General features: G+C 64.8%; 7 protein-coding genes and 1 pseudogene. 5 read left to right on the forward strand and 3 right to left on the reverse strand.

Features of this window, described 5'->3' with window-relative positions:
* The first annotated feature begins 110 nt into the window (after positions 1-110).
* The 3 genes and pseudogenes from KY49_RS25260 to KY49_RS36265 form a co-directional block, all read left to right on the forward strand.
* Positions 111-11738 (forward strand): two-partner secretion domain-containing protein, encoded by an 11628-nt coding sequence (locus tag KY49_RS25260; protein ID WP_082062440.1) that lies wholly within the window; start codon positions 111-113, stop codon positions 11736-11738.
* A gap of 5 nt (positions 11739-11743) precedes the next feature.
* Complete coding sequence (locus KY49_RS25265) at positions 11744-11956, forward strand: hypothetical protein (RefSeq protein ID WP_231636482.1); 213 nt, start codon at positions 11744-11746, stop codon at positions 11954-11956.
* 104 nt (positions 11957-12060) lie between these two features.
* A pseudogene (locus tag KY49_RS36265) lies at positions 12061-12213 on the forward strand (transposase); the annotation flags it as partial.
* Positions 12214-12232: 19 nt separating this feature from the next.
* On the opposite strand, the gene KY49_RS25270 reads toward KY49_RS36265, so the two are convergent.
* Positions 12233-12604, reverse strand: a complete 372-nt coding sequence (locus tag KY49_RS25270) for an SH3 domain-containing protein (RefSeq protein WP_082062441.1) — start codon at positions 12602-12604, stop codon at positions 12233-12235.
* Between the two features lie 765 nt (positions 12605-13369).
* On the opposite strand from KY49_RS25270, the gene KY49_RS25275 reads away from it, so the two are divergent.
* Both KY49_RS25275 and KY49_RS25280 read left to right on the forward strand, forming a co-directional pair.
* Complete coding sequence (locus tag KY49_RS25275; RefSeq protein ID WP_231636483.1) at positions 13370-14302, forward strand: hypothetical protein; 933 nt, start codon at positions 13370-13372, stop codon at positions 14300-14302.
* A gap of 128 nt (positions 14303-14430) precedes the next feature.
* Positions 14431-15186 (forward strand): hypothetical protein, encoded by a 756-nt coding sequence (locus tag KY49_RS25280; protein ID WP_042587195.1) that lies wholly within the window; start codon positions 14431-14433, stop codon positions 15184-15186.
* Positions 15187-15308: 122 nt separating this feature from the next.
* Here KY49_RS25280 and argG read toward each other — a convergent pair whose 3' ends face one another.
* Together argG and KY49_RS25290 are read right to left on the reverse strand one after the other, a co-directional pair.
* On the reverse strand, positions 15309-16643 hold the full coding sequence (argG, locus tag KY49_RS25285) for an argininosuccinate synthase (RefSeq protein WP_042587196.1): 1335 nt from the start codon (positions 16641-16643) through the stop codon (positions 15309-15311).
* Between the two features lie 284 nt (positions 16644-16927).
* The gene (locus KY49_RS25290; RefSeq protein ID WP_042587197.1) at positions 16928-17998 is read right to left on the reverse strand and encodes an FUSC family protein; all 1071 of its coding nucleotides are present in this window, start codon (positions 17996-17998) and stop codon (positions 16928-16930) included.
* Positions 17999-18071 lie beyond the last annotated feature (73 nt).

Here is an 18071-nt window from a genome sequence, read left to right on the forward strand (position 1 = left end):
ATCCGGACGCGATGCCGGGCGGGGAAACCCGGCATCGCGTCCCGCCACGGCCGGGCCGGCCGCTGGCATGCCACGCACGGCACAAGCCCCAAAAACCAATCGAACAAGAAATGAACACGTCCAAGCGTAAGGTCTTGCAGCAACTGGCTGCCGCGGCAGCGGCGCGTGTCGGCGCGCGCGAGCGTTCGGAAACGTCGATGTCGCGTTTCCGTAGCCACGCCCATGTGCCGCGCGAGTACCGCTGGTGGCAGCGCGTGATGTGCGCGCTCGTGGCGACGACGATGTTCATCGGCCCGATCACCGTGACGGTCGAGCAGAGCCGCGACGCGGCCGGCGTGCTTGGCGCAGGCAACCGGCGCCTCGACGACGATACGTGGCAGCAACTGATCGACATGGCATCGGTAAGTGTGCGCCTGTCGATGCAGCTCGCCGCCGCCGCACCGATTACCGACCCGACGGCCCCCATCACCTTCCAGCCCGCGATCACGCAATCGACCGGCGCCGGCGGCGGCGTGCCGGTGGTCAACATCACCGCGCCGAACGCGGCGGGGATTTCGCTGAACCAGTATCAGCGCTTCAACATCGACCCGGTCGGCCTGATCCTGAACAACAGCCTGATGTCGGGCACGTCGCTGACGGGCGGGGACGTGCAGGCGAACCCGAACCTGAACGGGCGGGCCGCGAGCGTGATCGTGAACCAGGTCACGTCGACGGGCGGCGGGTACGCGAGCTTGCTGAACGGTCCGCTCGAAGTGTTCGGCGCGCCGGCGACGGTGATCATCGCGAACCCGAACGGGATCACGACGCGCGGCACGGGCTTCACGAACACGATCGGCGTCACGTTGTCGACGGGCGCGCCGCAGTTCCTGAACGGCGTCGGCGGCGCACCGACCGATTACGCGAACGCGAAGGCGATCGGCTACAACGTGACGGGCGGCCATCTGCAGATCGAAGGCAATGCGGGCGTGAACGGCCCCGGCGCGGGGATCGAAGGCACGGTCGGCACGATCGACCTGATTGGCGAGACGATCGGGATCAACGCGCCGCTGTACGCGGGGATGCGGATCAATGCGATCGCGGGTCGGCAGTTCGTGACGCCGTCGGCGGCGGATGCGACCGGCACGACCTACGGCACCACGTCGAACGGCGCAATCAATTCGGCCGCGGCGATCAACGCGGCGAACGGCGGCGCGAATCGTTCACTCGCGATCGACGCGACCGCGTTCGGCGCGATGACGGCCGGCCAGATCCAGGTGATCAGCACGGCGGCCGGGATGGGCGTGCGAAGCGACGCGCAACTGGCCGCGAACGCGGGCGACCTGCTGCTGTCGGCGAACGGCGACGTATCCATTGCGGGCTCGGCCGCGCAGCATCAGGCGACGTTGCAGAGCGCGGGCAACCTGTCGATGACGGGCACGCATGTCGGCGTAGGCGGCTACACGATCAACGCGAACGGCGACGTGACGTCGACCGGAACGATCCAGTCGGGCGGCAAGCTGGCGATATCGGCGGGCGGGAACGTGAACGTCGCGAACGCGCAGGCGAACAGCGACGTCGCGATCGCGGGCGGCGCAAACGTCACGCTGGGCGACTTGCAGGGCGGCGGCGCGCTGTCGGTGACGGCACGCGGCGCGGACGGCGCGGGCGACGTGAACCTGAACGGCACGACGGTCGTGACCGGCGCGACTACCTTGCAGGCGGCGCGCGACGTCAACGTGAACGGGCAGACCAACAGCGGCACGCTGCAGGCGAGTGCGCAGCGCAACGTGACGGTCAACGCCGCGCTGCAGACCTCCGGCGATCTCGCGCTCACGGCGACGCAGGGCAATGTCGCGACGAACGCAAGCGTAAAGAGCGGCGGCAACCTCACGTTGGCATCCGGACAGGACACGGCGATCGCGGCGCAAGCGACCGCGCAGAACGCGGTGACCGTGCGAACCGGACGCGACCTGAGCGTGAGCGGGTCGCTCGCGAGCGGCACGACGCTCGCGGCCGACATCGCGCGCGATGCGTCGGTAGGCGGATCGCTGATGGTCGGCACCGACGCGCGGGTCAATGCGGGCCGCAACGTCGACGTGTCCGGCGTCGCGATCGTTCAGCACGACGGCACGCTGAGCGCGGGGAACGACATTACCGGCAGCGGCTCGATCGCATTCGGCCAGCGCGGCGCGCTGAGCGCCGCGCATGACGTCGCGCTGACCGGCAAGCTGCTCGCCAACGACCTGCAGGTGGACGCGGGCAACAGCGCGAGTCTCGCGGCGGTCCAGGCGGGCGGCGCGTTCAAGGCGACGGCCAACGGTCTGGCCGGCGGCGGCGACCTGACGTTCAACGGCAACACGGCGATGCTCGGCGCGGTCGACGTGCATGCGGTGCGCGACGTCGTCGTAAACGGCACGCTGGCCGGCGGTTCGCAAGTCTCGCTCGCGGCTGCGCGCAACGTGACGGTGAACAGCGGCGGGACCGTGCAGGCCGTGGGCGACCTCGCGCTGACGGCCGCGACCGGCGGCGTCACGTCGGCCGGCACGCTGAACGGCGCGGGCGTGCTGACGGTGCAGGGCGCGCAGGATGTCGCGCTGACCGGTGCGACGACGGTTACCGGCGACGTCACGGCAACGGCGGGGCGCGACCTGACGATCGGCGGCTCCTTCGCCGGACAGGGCGCGGCGACGCTCGCGGCCGGGCGCGACATCGCCGCCGGCGGCACCAGCGGTTTCGTTCGCGACGCGACGCTGAACGCGGGCCGCGACATCAACGTGACGGGCGCGTTCCAGGGCCGTGCGGTGTCGATGACCGCGACGGATTCCATCGCGTTGAATGACGTGCAGGCCAACGCGGCGCTGCAGCTCGCGACCCACGGCGGAGACGTCACGATCGGCGGCAACGTGAACTCGCTGACGAGCGGGGCGATCGACGCCGCGCGCGACGTCGTCGTGAACGGCACGCTGCGCACGGCGAGCAAGCTTGCCGTCAACGGCGGCCGCAACACGTCCATCGGCGGAACCGTGCAGTCGAACGGCGACGTCACGCTGACGAACTCCACCGGGGCGTTGACGAGCACCGGCACGATCCAGTCGGGCGGCGACTTGTCGATGACGGCTGCGCAGTCGATCGACCTCGGTGCGCAATCCACGTCGTCGCTTGGCAATCTCACGGTCAACGCCGGGCAGAACCTGACGATGAACGGCTCCGTCGTCGCGCAGGGGAACGGCACGCTGACTGCGGGCGGCGCGATCGGCGGCGCTGCCGCGGTGGCGTTCGGGCTTGCCGCGAACGTGAAGTCGGGCGGCGACACGAACCTGAGTGGTTCGCTGCGCGGCGGCAACGTGCAGACGACGGCCGGCGGATCGGCCACGCTGCATGACGTGCAGGCGGCGTCCGCACTCGCGCTCGGCGCATCGAACGACCTGAGCCTGACCGGCGCGGTGAACGGCGGCGCAGATGTGACGCTGAACGCGGGACGCAATGTCGACATCAGCGGGTCGCTGCAATCGGCTGGCAATACGTCGCTGCTGGCGACGGGCGGCAGCATCGGCGCGACCGGCACGATCGCGAGCAACGGCGCGTTCGGTGCAAAGGCGGGCACGGACATCCAGCTCGGCGGCAATACGACCGTTGCACGGGACACGAACTTGTCGGCCGGGCGCGACGTCAACGTGAGCGGCACGCTGGCCGGGCAAGGGCAGGGCGTCGTCGATGCGGCGCGCGACATCGTCGGCGCAGGTTCGCTGACGTTCGCGCACCAGGCGACGCTCACGGCCGGGCGCGATATCGCGCAACAAGGGTTGATTCAGGGGCAGGCCGTCAGCGTGACGGCAGCCGGCAATGCGCGTGTGCACAACGTCGAGTCGGCCAGTGCGATCGCGCTGCGCGCGAACGGCACAAACACCGCGACGGGTGCGGGCGACCTCGCCATCGACGGCACGGCCGCGGCGGCGGGCGCGGTGACGGCGGTCGCGCAGAACGACGTGTCGGTCGCGGGCAAGATCGCCAGCGGCACGACGGTCGGCGTGACCGCGCAGCGCAACGTCGCGGTGGCGGGCGCGATCGAGGCGGTCGGCGACGCGACGCTCGTCGCGCAGCAAGGCAGCCTGAACGCGACCGGCGGCATCAACAGCGGCGGCAAGCTGGGCATCACGACCGGGCTCGACCTGTCGCTCGGCGCCGCCACCAGCGCGGTCGGAGACGCGACGCTTGCGGCGGGCCGCGACGCGACGCTGAACGGGATGTTCGTCGGGCACGCGAACGGCAGCGTGACGGCCGTGCGCGACATCAACGGCGGAGGCAAGCAGGCATTCGACGGGACTGCGAACTACACCGCGCAGCATGACGTCGCGCTGACGGGCAGCGTGCAGGCGAACAAGGTGATCGTGGTCGGCGGGAACAATGCGTCGCTGCACGATGCGACGTCCGCGACGACGTTGACCGTGACCGCGAACGGCAAGGCCGGCGAAGGCGACGCGGGGATCACCGGCACGGCGTCGGCGACGGGTGCAGTGAATGTCGTGGGCGCGCGCGACGTGTCCGTGAGCGGCACGCTCGGCAGCGGCGACGCGCTGACGCTGACCGGTCAACGCAACGTATCCGTCAGCGGCGGCGTGGAGTCGAAGGGCGACCTGACGACGACCGCGACGAACGGCAATGTCGCATTGACGGGTTCGGCGACGACCGCGGGCGCGTTCAACAGCGTGTCCGGACTCGACACGCAACTGGGCGGCAAGATCTCGGTGACGAAGCAGGTCAGCGTGCAGGCCGGGCGCGACATCGCGTTGACCGGCGCGCTCGCGGGCCAGATGAACGGCGCGCTGAATGCGGCGCGCGACATCAATGGCGCGGGCTCGGCGGCGTTCGCGCAGGCGGCGACGGTCGATGCGACGCGCGACATTGCGCTGACGGGTTCGCTGCAAGGCGCGAGCGTCAACGTGACGGGCGGGAACAACGCGGGGCTCGGCACGGTGCAGGCCGTCAGCGGCAATCTTGGCGTGACCGCGAAGGGTGGTGCGGGCGGCGGCGACGTGACGTTCGCCGGCGCGGCGACGGCGTTCGGCACGATGGCGCTGCAAGCCGCGCGCGACGCCAATGTCGCGGGCGCGATCAACACCGGCGGCACGACGACGATCAACGCTGCGCGCAGCGTGGCGCTTGCGTCGGTCAATTCGGCGGGCGATCTCGGCGTGACCGCGTCGGGCGGCAGTGCGAGCGCGAAGGACGTGACGACGCAGGGCAACCTGAACGTCAGCGGCGCGCAGGGGATTTCGTTTACCGGACCGGCTGTCGCGGGAGGCAGTGCGTCGCTGAACGCGGGTGGCGACATGACGCTCGCGGGAGGCGTCAGCGCGCAGCAAAGCGGCACGTTGACGGCGGTCGGCTCGGTGACGGCCGGTTCGATCGAGTTCGCGCAACAGGCCACGGTCAAGGCGGGCGGCAGCATCGCTGTTGCGGGCAAGGTCGCGACCAATGGTGATCTCGCGATGACGGCCGGCAACGATCTGTCGGCCGGATCGGCGCAGGCGGGCGGCGCGATCGCGCTGCAGGCGCAAGGGCACAACGGCGCGGGCGACGTGACGGTCACGGGTGACGTGAAGTCGGGCAAGGCGACGACGATCACGGCCGCGCGCGACGCGGGTGTCGGCGGCGCGATGTCGAGCGGCGACAAGCTGAACGCGACCGCGGGGCGCGACCTGAACGTCGCGGGGGCGATCGAAGCGAGCGCCGACGTCGCGCTGGCCGCGACGACGGGCAAGCTCGGTGTTGGCGGGGCGGTGGTGACGGCCGGGAGTCTGGGCGCGAACGCCGGCGGCGCGTTGGCGCTGCGCGGCGGCGGACTCGTGAACGGCGATACGACGTTGACGTCCGGCGGCGCGATGACGCTGGCCGGCGGGTTGTTCGGCCTGGGGCTCGCGAGTATTCATGCGGGCGGCGCAATCGACGGCGGCGGTGCGCTGACTTACGCCAAGGACATCGACGTCAATGCAGGCGGTGGCATCGCCCTTGGTGCGGTTCAGGGCGCGGGCAAGTTCACGGCGGTGTCCGGCGGCGATATGTCGTTCGGCGCTACGACGGCGGTCGGCGAGGTGTCGGCGACGTCGAAAGCGGGCAGCGTGACGTTCGGCGGGCTGTTGCAGTCGGGCGGGAATGTCCGGGTTCAGGCGGCGAATGATGCCGCGCTGACGGGCGGCGTCGCGTCGATGGGGACGGTGAACGTCGAGGGGACGCACGGCAACGTGACGGTCGCGGGTGTGTCGGCGAATGGCGATGCGACACTGCATGGCGGACAGAACGTCACGCTGAGCGGCAACAGCGTGGTGGCCGGGCAGCTTGGTGTGTCTGGCGGGAACGTGACGCTGAGCGGGTCCGCGGTCGGGTCGAAGAATGTGACCGTTTCCGCGCAGGGGACGGTGGATGCGGGTAATGCTTCGGTCGTTGCGTCGCAGAACCTGCAGGTGAACGGCTCGAACGTCACGCTCGGCAATGCGACGGTGGGCGGATCGCTGACCGCGCAGGCGTCGAATCAGCTCACGCTGGCCGCCGGGCGCGCGGTGAACGTGGTCGGCAATGCGACGCTGACTTCGCAGAACGGGTTGTATAACGCGGCCCATGTGCTGGCCGGGTCGCTCAATGTGTCCGCGCCGAATCTGACGAACGCGGCGGGGGCGTCGCTTGCGTCGATCGGTGCGACGACGATCAACGCGTCGAACTTCACGAACGCCGGGCTGGTGAATGGGACGACGACCAACGTTACTGTCGGTGGCGGGCTGACGAACGTCGGCGGATCGCTGATGGGAGTGAATGCGCTCAACATCAATACGGGCTCGCTGAACAACCAGAACGGGATCATCTTTGCCGGGAATCCGAGTGTTGGCACTGGGGCGACCGGCGATGTGTCGCTGACGATCAATGGCGGGAACGGCGCGTTCTATAACGTCGGCGGGCAGTTGCTCGCGCAACGGAACATGGGCGTCAGCGCGGTCAATGCCGCGTTCGATCCGTCGCAGGGGACGATCAGTCAGGGTGGGTTCTTCACGTTGACGGCCGGGTCGATCGATGTCGGCGGGACGTGGAATTTTGGTGGGCAAGGTGCGTCGGTGACCGGGATCAACGGGATCACCAATCACGGCACGATCACGGGGACGGCACTGCTGACGCTGGCGACGAATGGCACGTTTACCAATGCCGGGCAGTTGACCGGGCAGGATGTGACGTTCAACGGAACGCTGAATAACGTCGCCGGGGCGGTGGTGCATGCAAATAACGCGCTGACGCTGAATGGCGAGACGACGAACCGGGGGACCGTTGAAGCGGGGAACGTGCTGACGGTGTCGGGCGGGAATTACGACAACCAGGGGGCGACGACGCAGTCGAAGGGGGATGCGAATTTCAACCTGGGCGGCACGCTGCTGAACACTGGCGGGTCGATATTTGCCGGACGGAACATCGGTATCACTGCCGCGCAGGTGATCAACGACCAGACTGCCCCTCAGGGAGCGGTCACGACGACTATGCAGGTTAGTGATCCGGCGCTCCTGATGTCGGGGTCGGTCGGAACGGTGACGGAGGGCTACGAAAGTATTTCCGGTCACGAGCAAACGGTGAGTGCCGGTTACGTGACGTCGCCTGCTACGCTCGGCGCGCTTCTGGCGCCGACTGGCACGAACAAGAAGGGTGGCTCGATGCCGGCTTCCGATCCGGTTGCGACATCCGGGACGGTCACGTTCAACCAGTATCAGACCCAAACCGGCACAAATGATCATGGCGTTTCGCGAAGTGTGAATCTTTGGTATGTCGGAACTGCTCCAGATCCCGGCGCGCTCAAATCCGCGACATTCACGTTGCCGACCGTCTACCAGACGGCGACAAACCAGCAAGCAGGAACGTCGGGCGTCATTTCCGCTGGCGGATCGATCACGTTGGCAGCCGGCACGCTGTCGAATCGAGGCGGGCAGATCGCTGCACAAGGCAACATCTCACTGAACGTCCAGTCGTTGGGCAATGGTGCGGTCGCGCCGACCACCACGGTCACCAGCACGACATACGTCGACCAGACGCAATACACCGCTTTTCTGACGCAACTTGCATCGCTCGGGGTGATCGGCGTCAAGGGTACGGGGAATGCAACCGGTGCATTCAATTGTTCCGGGGGAGGCTGTCAAGTGGGGGAACCCTACGCGCCAACCTCGTTTCAAATCAACAAGAGTGCGGCCGCACCTACTGCATCCGGTTCAGTCTCGTTCACAACGCCGACGGGCATGATTGCGGCGGGTAGCAACCTGACGGTCGGTGGCGGCAATTTGGTCAACGAGGGACTGCTGTACGCCGGCAACAACGTTGCCATCGCGTCCGGTACGCTCAGCAACCAGGGCGGCAATCAGCAAAACTATTCGAGTCAGGTGGGTTGCGCGTCCGGCGTGCCGAACTCGGCATGCGGCGGCAATGCAGGTCAGCCGCGGGGCAACAATCCGACCACGACGACGTTCGGCTATTCGCAGAACAACGCAACGATCTATGCGGGCCACGACCTCGTCATCGCGGCCGGCCAGATCAACAACACGTATGGCAACCTGCTCGCGGGTCACGACATCGTCATCGGCGGCGTCGGCTCGACCGCGAGTTCGACCACACCTGCACAGAGCCTGAACAACACGTCGGGCAATATCGTCGCGGGCAACAACATCACGCTGAACGTATCGGGGGCGATCACCAACAACTTGCCGCCGCCGGTTCCTGTGCATGAAAACTACGGCACGAAGGAGAAGTACTCGGGCTGCATGACCGCAGGCGGCTACAAGGAAAGCTACTGCGAAGGCTACGTCGACCAGCAGTCGGGCAGTTCTTCGGTGATCAGCGCCGGCAACAACCTGCAGATCAACGCAGGCAGCCTGACGAACATCGGCAGCCTGATCGCCGCTGGCAACAATGCGACCATCGCAGTCGCTGGCCCGGTCGTTAACGAGGCACAGGTGCTGAACGCCTACTGGCACTCGCATTGGGTGCAGGAAACGGGCATGTTCAGCAGCGACAAGCGTCACGACATCTGGGCGTGCGGTACGCCTGAGCAGTGCAAGGCGCTGTACGGCAGCGCGTATACGAGCACGGGCGGCGTGATTGACCCGCCGACGCCGGTCGGCAACATCGCGGCGACGATCCAGGCGCCGAACCTGTCGATCTCGTCGAACGGCCAGATCCAGAACGTCGGCAACGTGCTCGGCACGTCGGTGTCGCTGAGCGGCCAGAAGCTGATCAACGGCATCACGACGGCGAATACCTATACGCCGCGCGTTAACGCGCCGTCGCAGGTCATTTCGCTGAGCCCCGTTGATTTGCCGGGGCTGAACCTGTCGATTCCGCGTGCGGTTGGCACGGGTTCGTTGCCGACGCCAGTCGCCGGCAAGGCGTCTTATGTCGATGCGTCCCTTGGCGGATCGGCACTCGGCTCGCTCGGGCCGCAGGAACTGCTCAACAATCTGCCGTCGAGCCTTCAGCCGTCGTCGACGCTGTTCTACTACAACCCGCAGGAAGAAGACCTGTTGTTGCAGCAGGCGGCGTTGAAGCAAACCGGCAAGTCGAGCTTCGTCGATGGGCTGACGTACGACAGCAAGAACAACGTGTCGGTGACGACGCAGGAGAAGGAGTACCTCTACCAGAACGCGCTCGATTACTCGAAGACGCACGGCTTGCAGCTCGGCGCCGGCCTCACGCAGACGCAAATCAACGAGCTCGACAAACCGATGCTGTGGTACGTCGAGCAGACGGTGCCGGACCCGACGTGTCACGCGACGGGGGTGGCGACGTGCCCGACGATCACCGCGCTGATGCCGCAGGTTTATCTGCCGCAGGACACTCACGCCATGTCGGCCGGCGGAAACATTTCCGGCCGCGACGTCACGCTGAAGTTCAATCAGGACGGTAACGGCAGCATCCTCAACACGGGGAGCATCACGGCGTCGGGGACGCTGAGCGTCGACACGCATACGCTGACGAACCAGGCGAATCAGGTTGACGTTGGCGAGATCTGGCAGAAGGTCGATGGCGGCTATCTGAAGACGACCGGGACGGTCGTACAGCCGGGCGGGTTCATGACTGCGGCGAACATGGACCTGAACGTGCAGACGCTCAACCAGATTGGTGGAGTGCTGGCGAAGCTCAATGCGGATGGCACGGTCGATCAGGTGGGTACGCAGCACATACTCGAAAACCTGCAGCAGCAACTCGGCGTGAACTTCACCCAGACGGCGGTTAGCGACCATCTCCATTCGGATTTCGTGAAAGAAGGTGGCGGGTTGCCGACGTTTGCCGTCGCGGCCATCGCGATTGCTGCGTCGATCGTGACGGCGGGTGCGGCAGCAGCAGCAGCGGGCGTTGTGATGACGCAGCTGTCAGTTGGTTCGGTAATGATCGGCGCACTTGGCGGCATGGTTGGAAGCATCACCAGTCAAGTGTTTTCGGGGGGCGGGCTGAACTTCGGGCAGATCCTGCAGGCGGGCGCTCTTGGCGCATTGACTGCCGGCGTCATGGCGGGGACAGGTCTTGGCAACCTTCAGCAGCTTCAGGCAGTGGGCCGGGCGATCGGGAACGGGACCGCGGTTTCGCTTGGACAGCTCGGCTCGGCATTGGAGACCATTGTTGAGCGCGGTGTCGTGATGGCCACCATCAATACGGCCGTATCCGGCGGTAGCTTCGGCAGTGCGCTTGCGAACAGCATGATCAGCGACCTTGGTATGGTCGGTGCGGGTGCGATTGGCGTTGCTTCGACAGACAACACCTCAATGCTGGCAGAGGGGAGTCCTGGATACGTATTGGCCCATGCCGGGTTGGGATGTGCATTGTCGGCGGCGAAAGGAACAGGGTGTGCAAGCGGTGCGATTGGTGGGGCAGTCAGTGCGGCGTTCTCGCCAGACGTTGTGAAGGCAATCGATCCGACTGGCGCACCGCTTGATCCGGGTCAGCAGGCGGCACTCGCGGCGTTCGCAACGCTTGCTGGTGGCGGCCTTGCTGGCCTCGCCGGTCAGAATGCGATGGCTGGGGCGACGGCGGCGCAGAACGAGGCGCTGAACAACACCGGGGATCATGCGGCCGACGCGGCGAAAAAAGGCGGCTTGCTGAATGCGTTCGGCACCTGGCTGCAGAACACCTATGGCGATCCGATTGGTTCCTTCAAGAACTGGGGCAATCAGTTCTTGGGGCTGATGCAGGCCAACAACGGACAGACGCCGCCGTCCGATCCGAATCCGCTGGTGCAGGCGAACAACGGCAATCCGCCGAACACCGGAGCTTCGCCGGTGACGCCAGCGGTGCCCGTATGCGATCCGCCGGTTTGCACGATGGTGCCGGGATCACCGGGCACGCCGAGTCATGCGATTCTGTCGAGCGGTAGTAGCGACAGCGGTTCAGGCGGCACGAACGGTCAGGGTTCCACTAACAACGTCGGATTCGATACGTCAAATCTTGAAAGCAAGTTGAACGGTTACTTATTGGACCCGACACATCCACAGAATCAAACTAAGGCGAACTGGTTCAGTCAGGCGCTGGGCTTCGACCAGAGCAACTGGCAGGATTTAGCTAAACAGTTGTACTTTGATACGGCCACGGCAGTGCCGACGAAGACGACCCAATACGGACAAACTTACGAACAGGTCATCCCGATCAAAGGAACTAACGGAAAGACTATCGACACGACGTTTGTCTTCATGAAGGACAATTCCGGAACGGTTCGACTCGTGACAGGTATCCCTGCGAAAAAATGAATGCGATGAAAGAGAACGACACGTTTGTGTTGTCGAAGTCTGTTGAGGCAACAGTCATTGGGGAGCACCGAAATGTGGTGCTGCCACCCGGAACCGTTGTGACCGTGGTGTTGGTGTTTGGTGACCCTCGTTCGCCCGCAGGCTACGAAGTGGAAGCCTTCTTGCCGAAGGACGATGCCTATGCGCTGGCAACTGTTGAGGCTCGTGACGTTGGGTAACTTGTTGCCACAAACAGTGCCGTGGTCGGTGCGGATACGGTGCGATTGGTGGGGCAGTCAGTGCGGCGTTCTCGCCGGACGTTGTGAAGGCACTCGATCCGACTGGCCAGGGAGTGACCGTGGTGGCCCGCGAGTTGGGCGTTTCAGAACAGACGCTTCGCAACTGGGCCAAAGCTGAACAGGAAGGCAAGGTCGGTGGAACTGGCGCGAAACTGGTAGGTCCGGAGCAGATGGAGTTGTCGAGACTTCGTGCGGAAGTGGCGAACAGTGGCCCTTTCACTCCCCATCAGCCTCCAGATTCCGCAACGGAACCCACCCCGCATCGTCGCGCGACACGCGTTCGCACCAGACCCATCCATTCAATGTCCTTGATCCGATCAGCATTTCGCCGGCATCCACATCCAGCTCCCGAGCCGTATAGTCTTCCAGCGCACGGCCCGTGCCGTCGTCAAGCCGTTCGATGACTTGCAGCGGAACCCAGCCTCCCGCCTGACCGGGCGTGGTGCAGAAAAACCAGTCATCCCAGCCCTCGGGGCCTTGATACTTTTCGCCAATGACGAGCGGATCGCCTTTGTTGAGAGTGATGGGATTCGGATACTCGCTTCGATGCGGTTTGGTCACGACATAGTTCATAGCGATCTTTTGCATTCGTTTGTAATTGGGATTGACCGGAGATCGGACTCGCCGAACAGACTAGCATTAGCCGTTCTCCTGGAAAATCCGCGAACTACGCCATGATGTCAATCTCGGCCATCGCCTCCCTGTTTGCCGGAGGAACGGGTTACCTGCCAGGCTCCGCAGGCTCTGAATGAATACGAGCAACGAGCGGCCATGCGTTGGCTCTTCGATCTGAAATGAATCGGTAATCATATAAATGTTTTCTGAAAGAAAATTCATCGAAATGTCACCCTAAAGAACTCGGAGACGGTGCCGTTACTTCGGAGCAGAAACTAAAAAAGACAATACCGAAGCAACCACACGACCAACAACCGAGGACCTCGCGTGCTGACCAGCCGCGTGGATGACAATCAAATGGCCCGTCGTTTTCCGATCTGGCGCGCAGACATTGGCCGACTGCGCGTCGTCTGCATGTGCTTGCCGTCGCAAGCCTCCCGCCGCGCGATGCCGGCGATCCCAGCGTGCCGGGCGGTCGGCGAATCGTCAAGATCGCGCCTGCTGTGGCGCGCATGTCGAGCAATACCTATTCGTCGTTCAACGTTTCGTCGGCCGACATTACGCCTGACGCATCCTTGATGCGACCACACGCAAATCCTCAGTTGCACTGAAGTTTTCAATCGGAAGGTTTTTTGGGGGGGCGTAAAAAGGCAGAGCATGATGCGGTGTTTTTGATGTGTGCAATAAAGGCAATTGAAATTCTAATTACTAAAGATGCATCGTAAATCGGGGGTTGAATTGAAGAAGAGTTCTCTTTGTTTGTTGGTGGCTGGTGCGGTCTCGATGTTCGTTGTCGCGGGATGTGGCGGCGGCGATGGTTCTTCGAGCGCGAGCAGCGGAACGCCGGCAAACACCGGCGGTACGGCGGCTGCGGCCAGCGCACCCGTCGTCGCGTCCACGCCTGTCGCGGCTCAACCTGCCAGCGCTCCGGTCGCTTCTTCGCAGCCGGTGACGGTTGGCGAAGCATTGCCCAGCCTGACGACCCCGCAGCCCGGATCGACCGCCGCGACGGCGACCACCCCGACCGGAATCTGGACAGCGTCCGGCACCCTCGGCTACACGACCATTGCCCTTGTCGATCCACATAACAACTTGACCACGCTGAATGCGTTGGGAATGTTCGTGATGTCCGACGATTTCACGAATCTGACGGTGAATGGCACGACGTGGTCCCTGAGTTCGGGAATCAACTTCAACGCCAGGACCGGATTCACCACGAGAATCGACTCCGGATCCGGGTCGTACATCGCGAAGCAAACCTTGTCCGGAACCATGAGCCAAGGCGGGACTGCGTCGAACTTCACGTGGACCTACAACGCGGCAAACGCCCTGAGCGTCACGCAGGATAGCGTCGCGGGCACGTGGGCCACGACGAACGCGTCGTTCACGATCGGATCGGGTGGCACGGTGAGCGGCACGCTGGCCGGCTGCAACATGAGCGGCACGTTGTTGCTCTCCACGCCCGGCTCGAATCAGAACATGTACGACATGACCTTGGCGGCATCGGCGTCGACGGGCTGCAAGGTGCCGGCAGGCGTTCCGCTGTCGGGGAGCGCCGCCATCATGTTCGTTCCGATCAGTGGGACCAATGGTTTCAAACGATCCATCCTGTACGTGCTGCGCGCTGCCGATTACAGCTTCGTCGCATACGGTCAGGTCATCAAGCAATAAACGTCAGATCGAATCGCACGCGGCGCTTTTACAGGCCGCGTGCCTCGCAAGGGACTCGGTTTTTACGCGAAGTCCTGGAGCAGCCGCTTCGAAACCTCTTGCCAACACCAGGAAATTTTTTTCGGTCAATGAAGAACTCGTCCAAAGCCACACTACTCGGTTGCGGCCTGCTGGTTACGCTGCTGTCCGGATGCGTCAACCTGCCGCAAACGAACCTGAATGCCGACAACCGCCAGAAGCTGCACTCGATCGCCGTCCTTGAAGTCAACGAACCGAAAGCCGTCGGCGTCGTCAACATCGGTGGGGCGGCGGGCGCATTCGGCCTGATCGGCGGACTGGCGCAAGCCGCCGTCAACGCGAGCCACACGAGTACCTACACCAAACGCGTGGCGAGCGACAAGATCGTCTTCGCGCCGGTCGTTGCCGACAGCGTGATCGGTCACCTCACCGAGAACGGCTATCGGGTCGTCAAGCTGGACGGCCAGAAAGTGAAGCTCGCGGATGACGGCAAGTCGGATGACTACTCCGGCATCCAGACCGACGCGGACGCCATCATGAACGTTTGGTTCACGTCTTTCGGCTATATCTCGCCGCCTGACAAGACCGATTTCATTCCGTCGGTGGTCGTTCGCGCCCGCATGCTCGACGCAAAGACGAAGCAGGACATCTACTTCAAGACGTTCGCGTGCGGCTACGACATCCGGTCGAACAGCGTCCACGTCGACAGTGATGTGGCTTACAGCTACGGCAGCTTTGGCGATCTCGAGAAGAACTTCGACAAGTCGGTGGAGGGCATCAAGTCCTGCGAGAAATCCATCGCGGCGATGATCGGCCAGGATCTGGTGCGAGCGCCAATGACCCCGGCGACGATCTCGACACAATGACACCCGGTCGAGCGCAGGAATGACGCGGTACTACCGGGAACCGGCAGTATCTGAAGGAAACGGGAAGGATAGTTCGACATGCGGCCGAACGGTTTTCCCGTCCGGCCACAAGAAAAGAAGACTTACTTGCTTTCGTTCTTGATCTGCGGCAGCGCCGACGCTTCACCCGGCGTCAGCAGCCCGACCTGCGTATAAACACGCAGCTTGTCGCGCGTATCGGTGATGTCGAGGTTACGCATCGTCAACTGCCCGATCCGATCTTTCGGCGAGAACGTCGACGCGACCTTCTCCATCGACAGCCGTTCCGGGTGATACGTGAGGTTCGGCGACTTCGTGCTGAGGATCGAATAATCGTTGCCGCGACGCAGCTCGATCTTCACTTCGCCGGTGACCGCGCGCGCGACCCAGCGCTGCGCCGTTTCACGCAGCATGATCGCTTGCGGATCGAACCAGCGGCCTTGGTAAAGCAGGCGGCCGAGACGACGCCCATTCTCGCGATACTGCTCGATCGTATCCTCGTTATGGATACCCGTAACGAGACGCTCATAAGCGATATAAAGCAGCGCCAGCCCCGGAGCCTCATAAATCCCGCGGCTCTTTGCCTCGATGATCCGGTTCTCGATCTGATCGCTCATGCCCAGGCCATGCCGCCCGCCGATGCGGTTCGCCTCGAGCAGCAGCTCGACCTGATCCTTGAACTCGACGCCGTTCAGCGCAACCGGCAGGCCGGCCTCGAACCGCACCGTCACTTCTTCCGCGGCGATCTTCACGTCATCGCGCCAGAACGCGACGCCCATGATCGGGTTCACGATCTTGATGCCGCTTTCGAGGCTTTCCAGGTCCTTCGCCTCGTGCGTCGCGCCGAGCAGGTTCGAGTCGGTCGAATACGCCTTCTCGGCCGACATCTTGTACGCGAAGCCCGCCTGGTTCATGAATTCGGACATTTCCGCGCGGCCGCCGAGCTCGTCGATGAACGTCTGGTCGAGCCACGGCTTGTAGATCTTCAGGTCCGGGTTCACGAGCAGGCCGTAGCGGTAGAAGCGCTCGATGTCGTTGCCCTTGTACGTGCTGCCGTCGCCCCAGATGTTGACGCCGTCTTCCTTCATCGCGGCGACCAGCATCGTGCCCGTGACGGCGCGGCCGATCGGCGTCGTGTTGAAGTACGTGACGCCGGCCGTCGTGATGTGGAATGCGCCGCTCTGCAGCGCCGCGATGCCCTCGGCCACGAGCTGCGCCCGGCAGTCGATCAGTCGCGCGCCCGCCGCACCGTATTCGATCGCGCGCTTCGGGATCGAATCGTAGTCGTCTTCGTCGGGCTGGCCGAGGTTCGCCGTGTACGCGTACGGGACGGCGCCCTTGAGTTTCATCCAGTGCAGCGCGGCGCTGGTGTCCAGGCCGCCGGAGAAGGCGATACCAACCTTCTGGCCGGTCGGGAGGCTTTCGAGAATCGTGCTCATAGGAATTACCGTGGATTGAAGTCCGGGAGGGGTTGTATTTCGCGGAATATGCGAGTATCGGCTGTCCGGGAACTTGGGGCAAGGGTTGATTTCGGGCCGACAGCCGCGTCCGGCCTGCCGCGGCGGCCTTGTGTGCAGCCGGCGGGCCTCGGAGCGGGTATGGTTCGACGCCAGTTCAGGGGCCGGATCGGTGGCGGACGGCCGGTGCGGCGGCGCATGCAGGCGCAAATGCACCAAACGGGTGCGCAACGCCAACGTCAACGCTCAAAAGCCGCCGCCCGGAGTCAAATATTCCACGACCGCGCCGTATCCAGCAGCCGCTCCCTTAGCTGATCCACTTCCCCAGCCAGCTTCGCCGAAATCGACACATACCCGGACAGTTGCGGCGGCGGCGCATCGTGCGGCACGTCCGGGCGTCGCCGCGCGCCGCCGAGCCGGCTCGGCGTGCCGAACTTCAGCGCGCGGCTCGCGCCGACCAGCCGGTCGCGGATGTTCAGGTCGGTCGCCTTCATCGCGACACGCAGGTAGTCGCGGGCGGCCGTATCGTCGCCGGCCGGCCGCACGCTCGCGAGGATCTCGAGGTAGCTGATGCAGAGCCGCAGGTTGCGCTGGATCGCCTCGAGCTGCTGCATCGAGATCTCGCACTCCTTCGACACGGACGGCATCAGCGAGCGCAACTGCACGAGCAGCGCGCTGAGCGCGGCCATCTCCTTCAGGTGCGCTTCGTCGCTGACCTGCCGGTCGCCCGCGATCCGCGCATGCACGGCGGCGCACGCGCGCAGCGCGTCGGCGAGCTTGTAGCGCCACGAGTAGGTCGCGTAGAGCGGCAGCGCGAACGAGAACGACAGCGCGATCGCGATGCCGACCAGCACGTTCACCGCGCGCCACAGTCCGTCGACGATCTCGTTGTCGCCGTGCCCGGCGACGATCACCATCGTGATCGCCGACAGCAGCGCGATATAGCCGGCCTTGCCGATCGCGTGATACGCGCAGACGCCGCAGGCGATCGCCATCACCGCGTAGATCGCGAGCGGCGCGTGGACGGCCGAGTGCAGCAGGATCAGCAGCAGCCCGGCGAGCGCGCCGATCGACGTGCCGAGCGCGCGCTCGGCGGCCTTCTTGCGGATGTTGCCATGATGCTGGAGGCCGCCGACGACGATCAGCACGGTGATCGTCGACCATTCGCCGTGCGGAATCCGCAGGCCGGTCGACAGGCCGATCGACACGAGAATCGCGAGCGCGACGCGCGCGGCGTGGATCAGTTTCGCGTGCCGGTAACGGCGATAGGGGTCCAGCAGCGGGCGCAGCGCGTGACGGATGAGGGGCGGCAGCCGGGTGTGGGGCAGGGTGGTCATGACGGAAAGCGGGGTGACGAACTGGCGCGCCGGCGCAAACCCGGCCGGCATCGGCGGCTGCGACCGGAGACGT

The organism is Burkholderia sp. MSHR3999 (assembly GCF_000833595.1).
GTDB classification, from domain to species: Bacteria; Pseudomonadota; Gammaproteobacteria; order Burkholderiales; family Burkholderiaceae; genus Burkholderia; species Burkholderia ubonensis.

What these genes read in the sequence shown, in the direction of transcription:
- KY49_RS25265 (WP_231636482.1), top strand. Translation starts at nt 11,744, where the DNA reads ATGAAAGAGAACGACACGTTTGTGTTGTCGAAGTCTGTTGAGGCAACA.
- KY49_RS25260 (WP_082062440.1), top strand. Translation starts at nt 111, where the DNA reads ATGAACACGTCCAAGCGTAAGGTCTTGCAGCAACTGGCTGCCGCGGCA.
- argG (WP_042587196.1), bottom strand. Translation starts at nt 16,643, where the DNA reads ATGAGCACGATTCTCGAAAGCCTCCCGACCGGCCAGAAGGTTGGTATC.
- KY49_RS25280 (WP_042587195.1), top strand. Translation starts at nt 14,431, where the DNA reads ATGAAGAACTCGTCCAAAGCCACACTACTCGGTTGCGGCCTGCTGGTT.
- KY49_RS25270 (WP_082062441.1), bottom strand. Translation starts at nt 12,604, where the DNA reads ATGCAAAAGATCGCTATGAACTATGTCGTGACCAAACCGCATCGAAGC.
- KY49_RS25290 (WP_042587197.1), bottom strand. Translation starts at nt 17,998, where the DNA reads ATGACCACCCTGCCCCACACCCGGCTGCCGCCCCTCATCCGTCACGCG.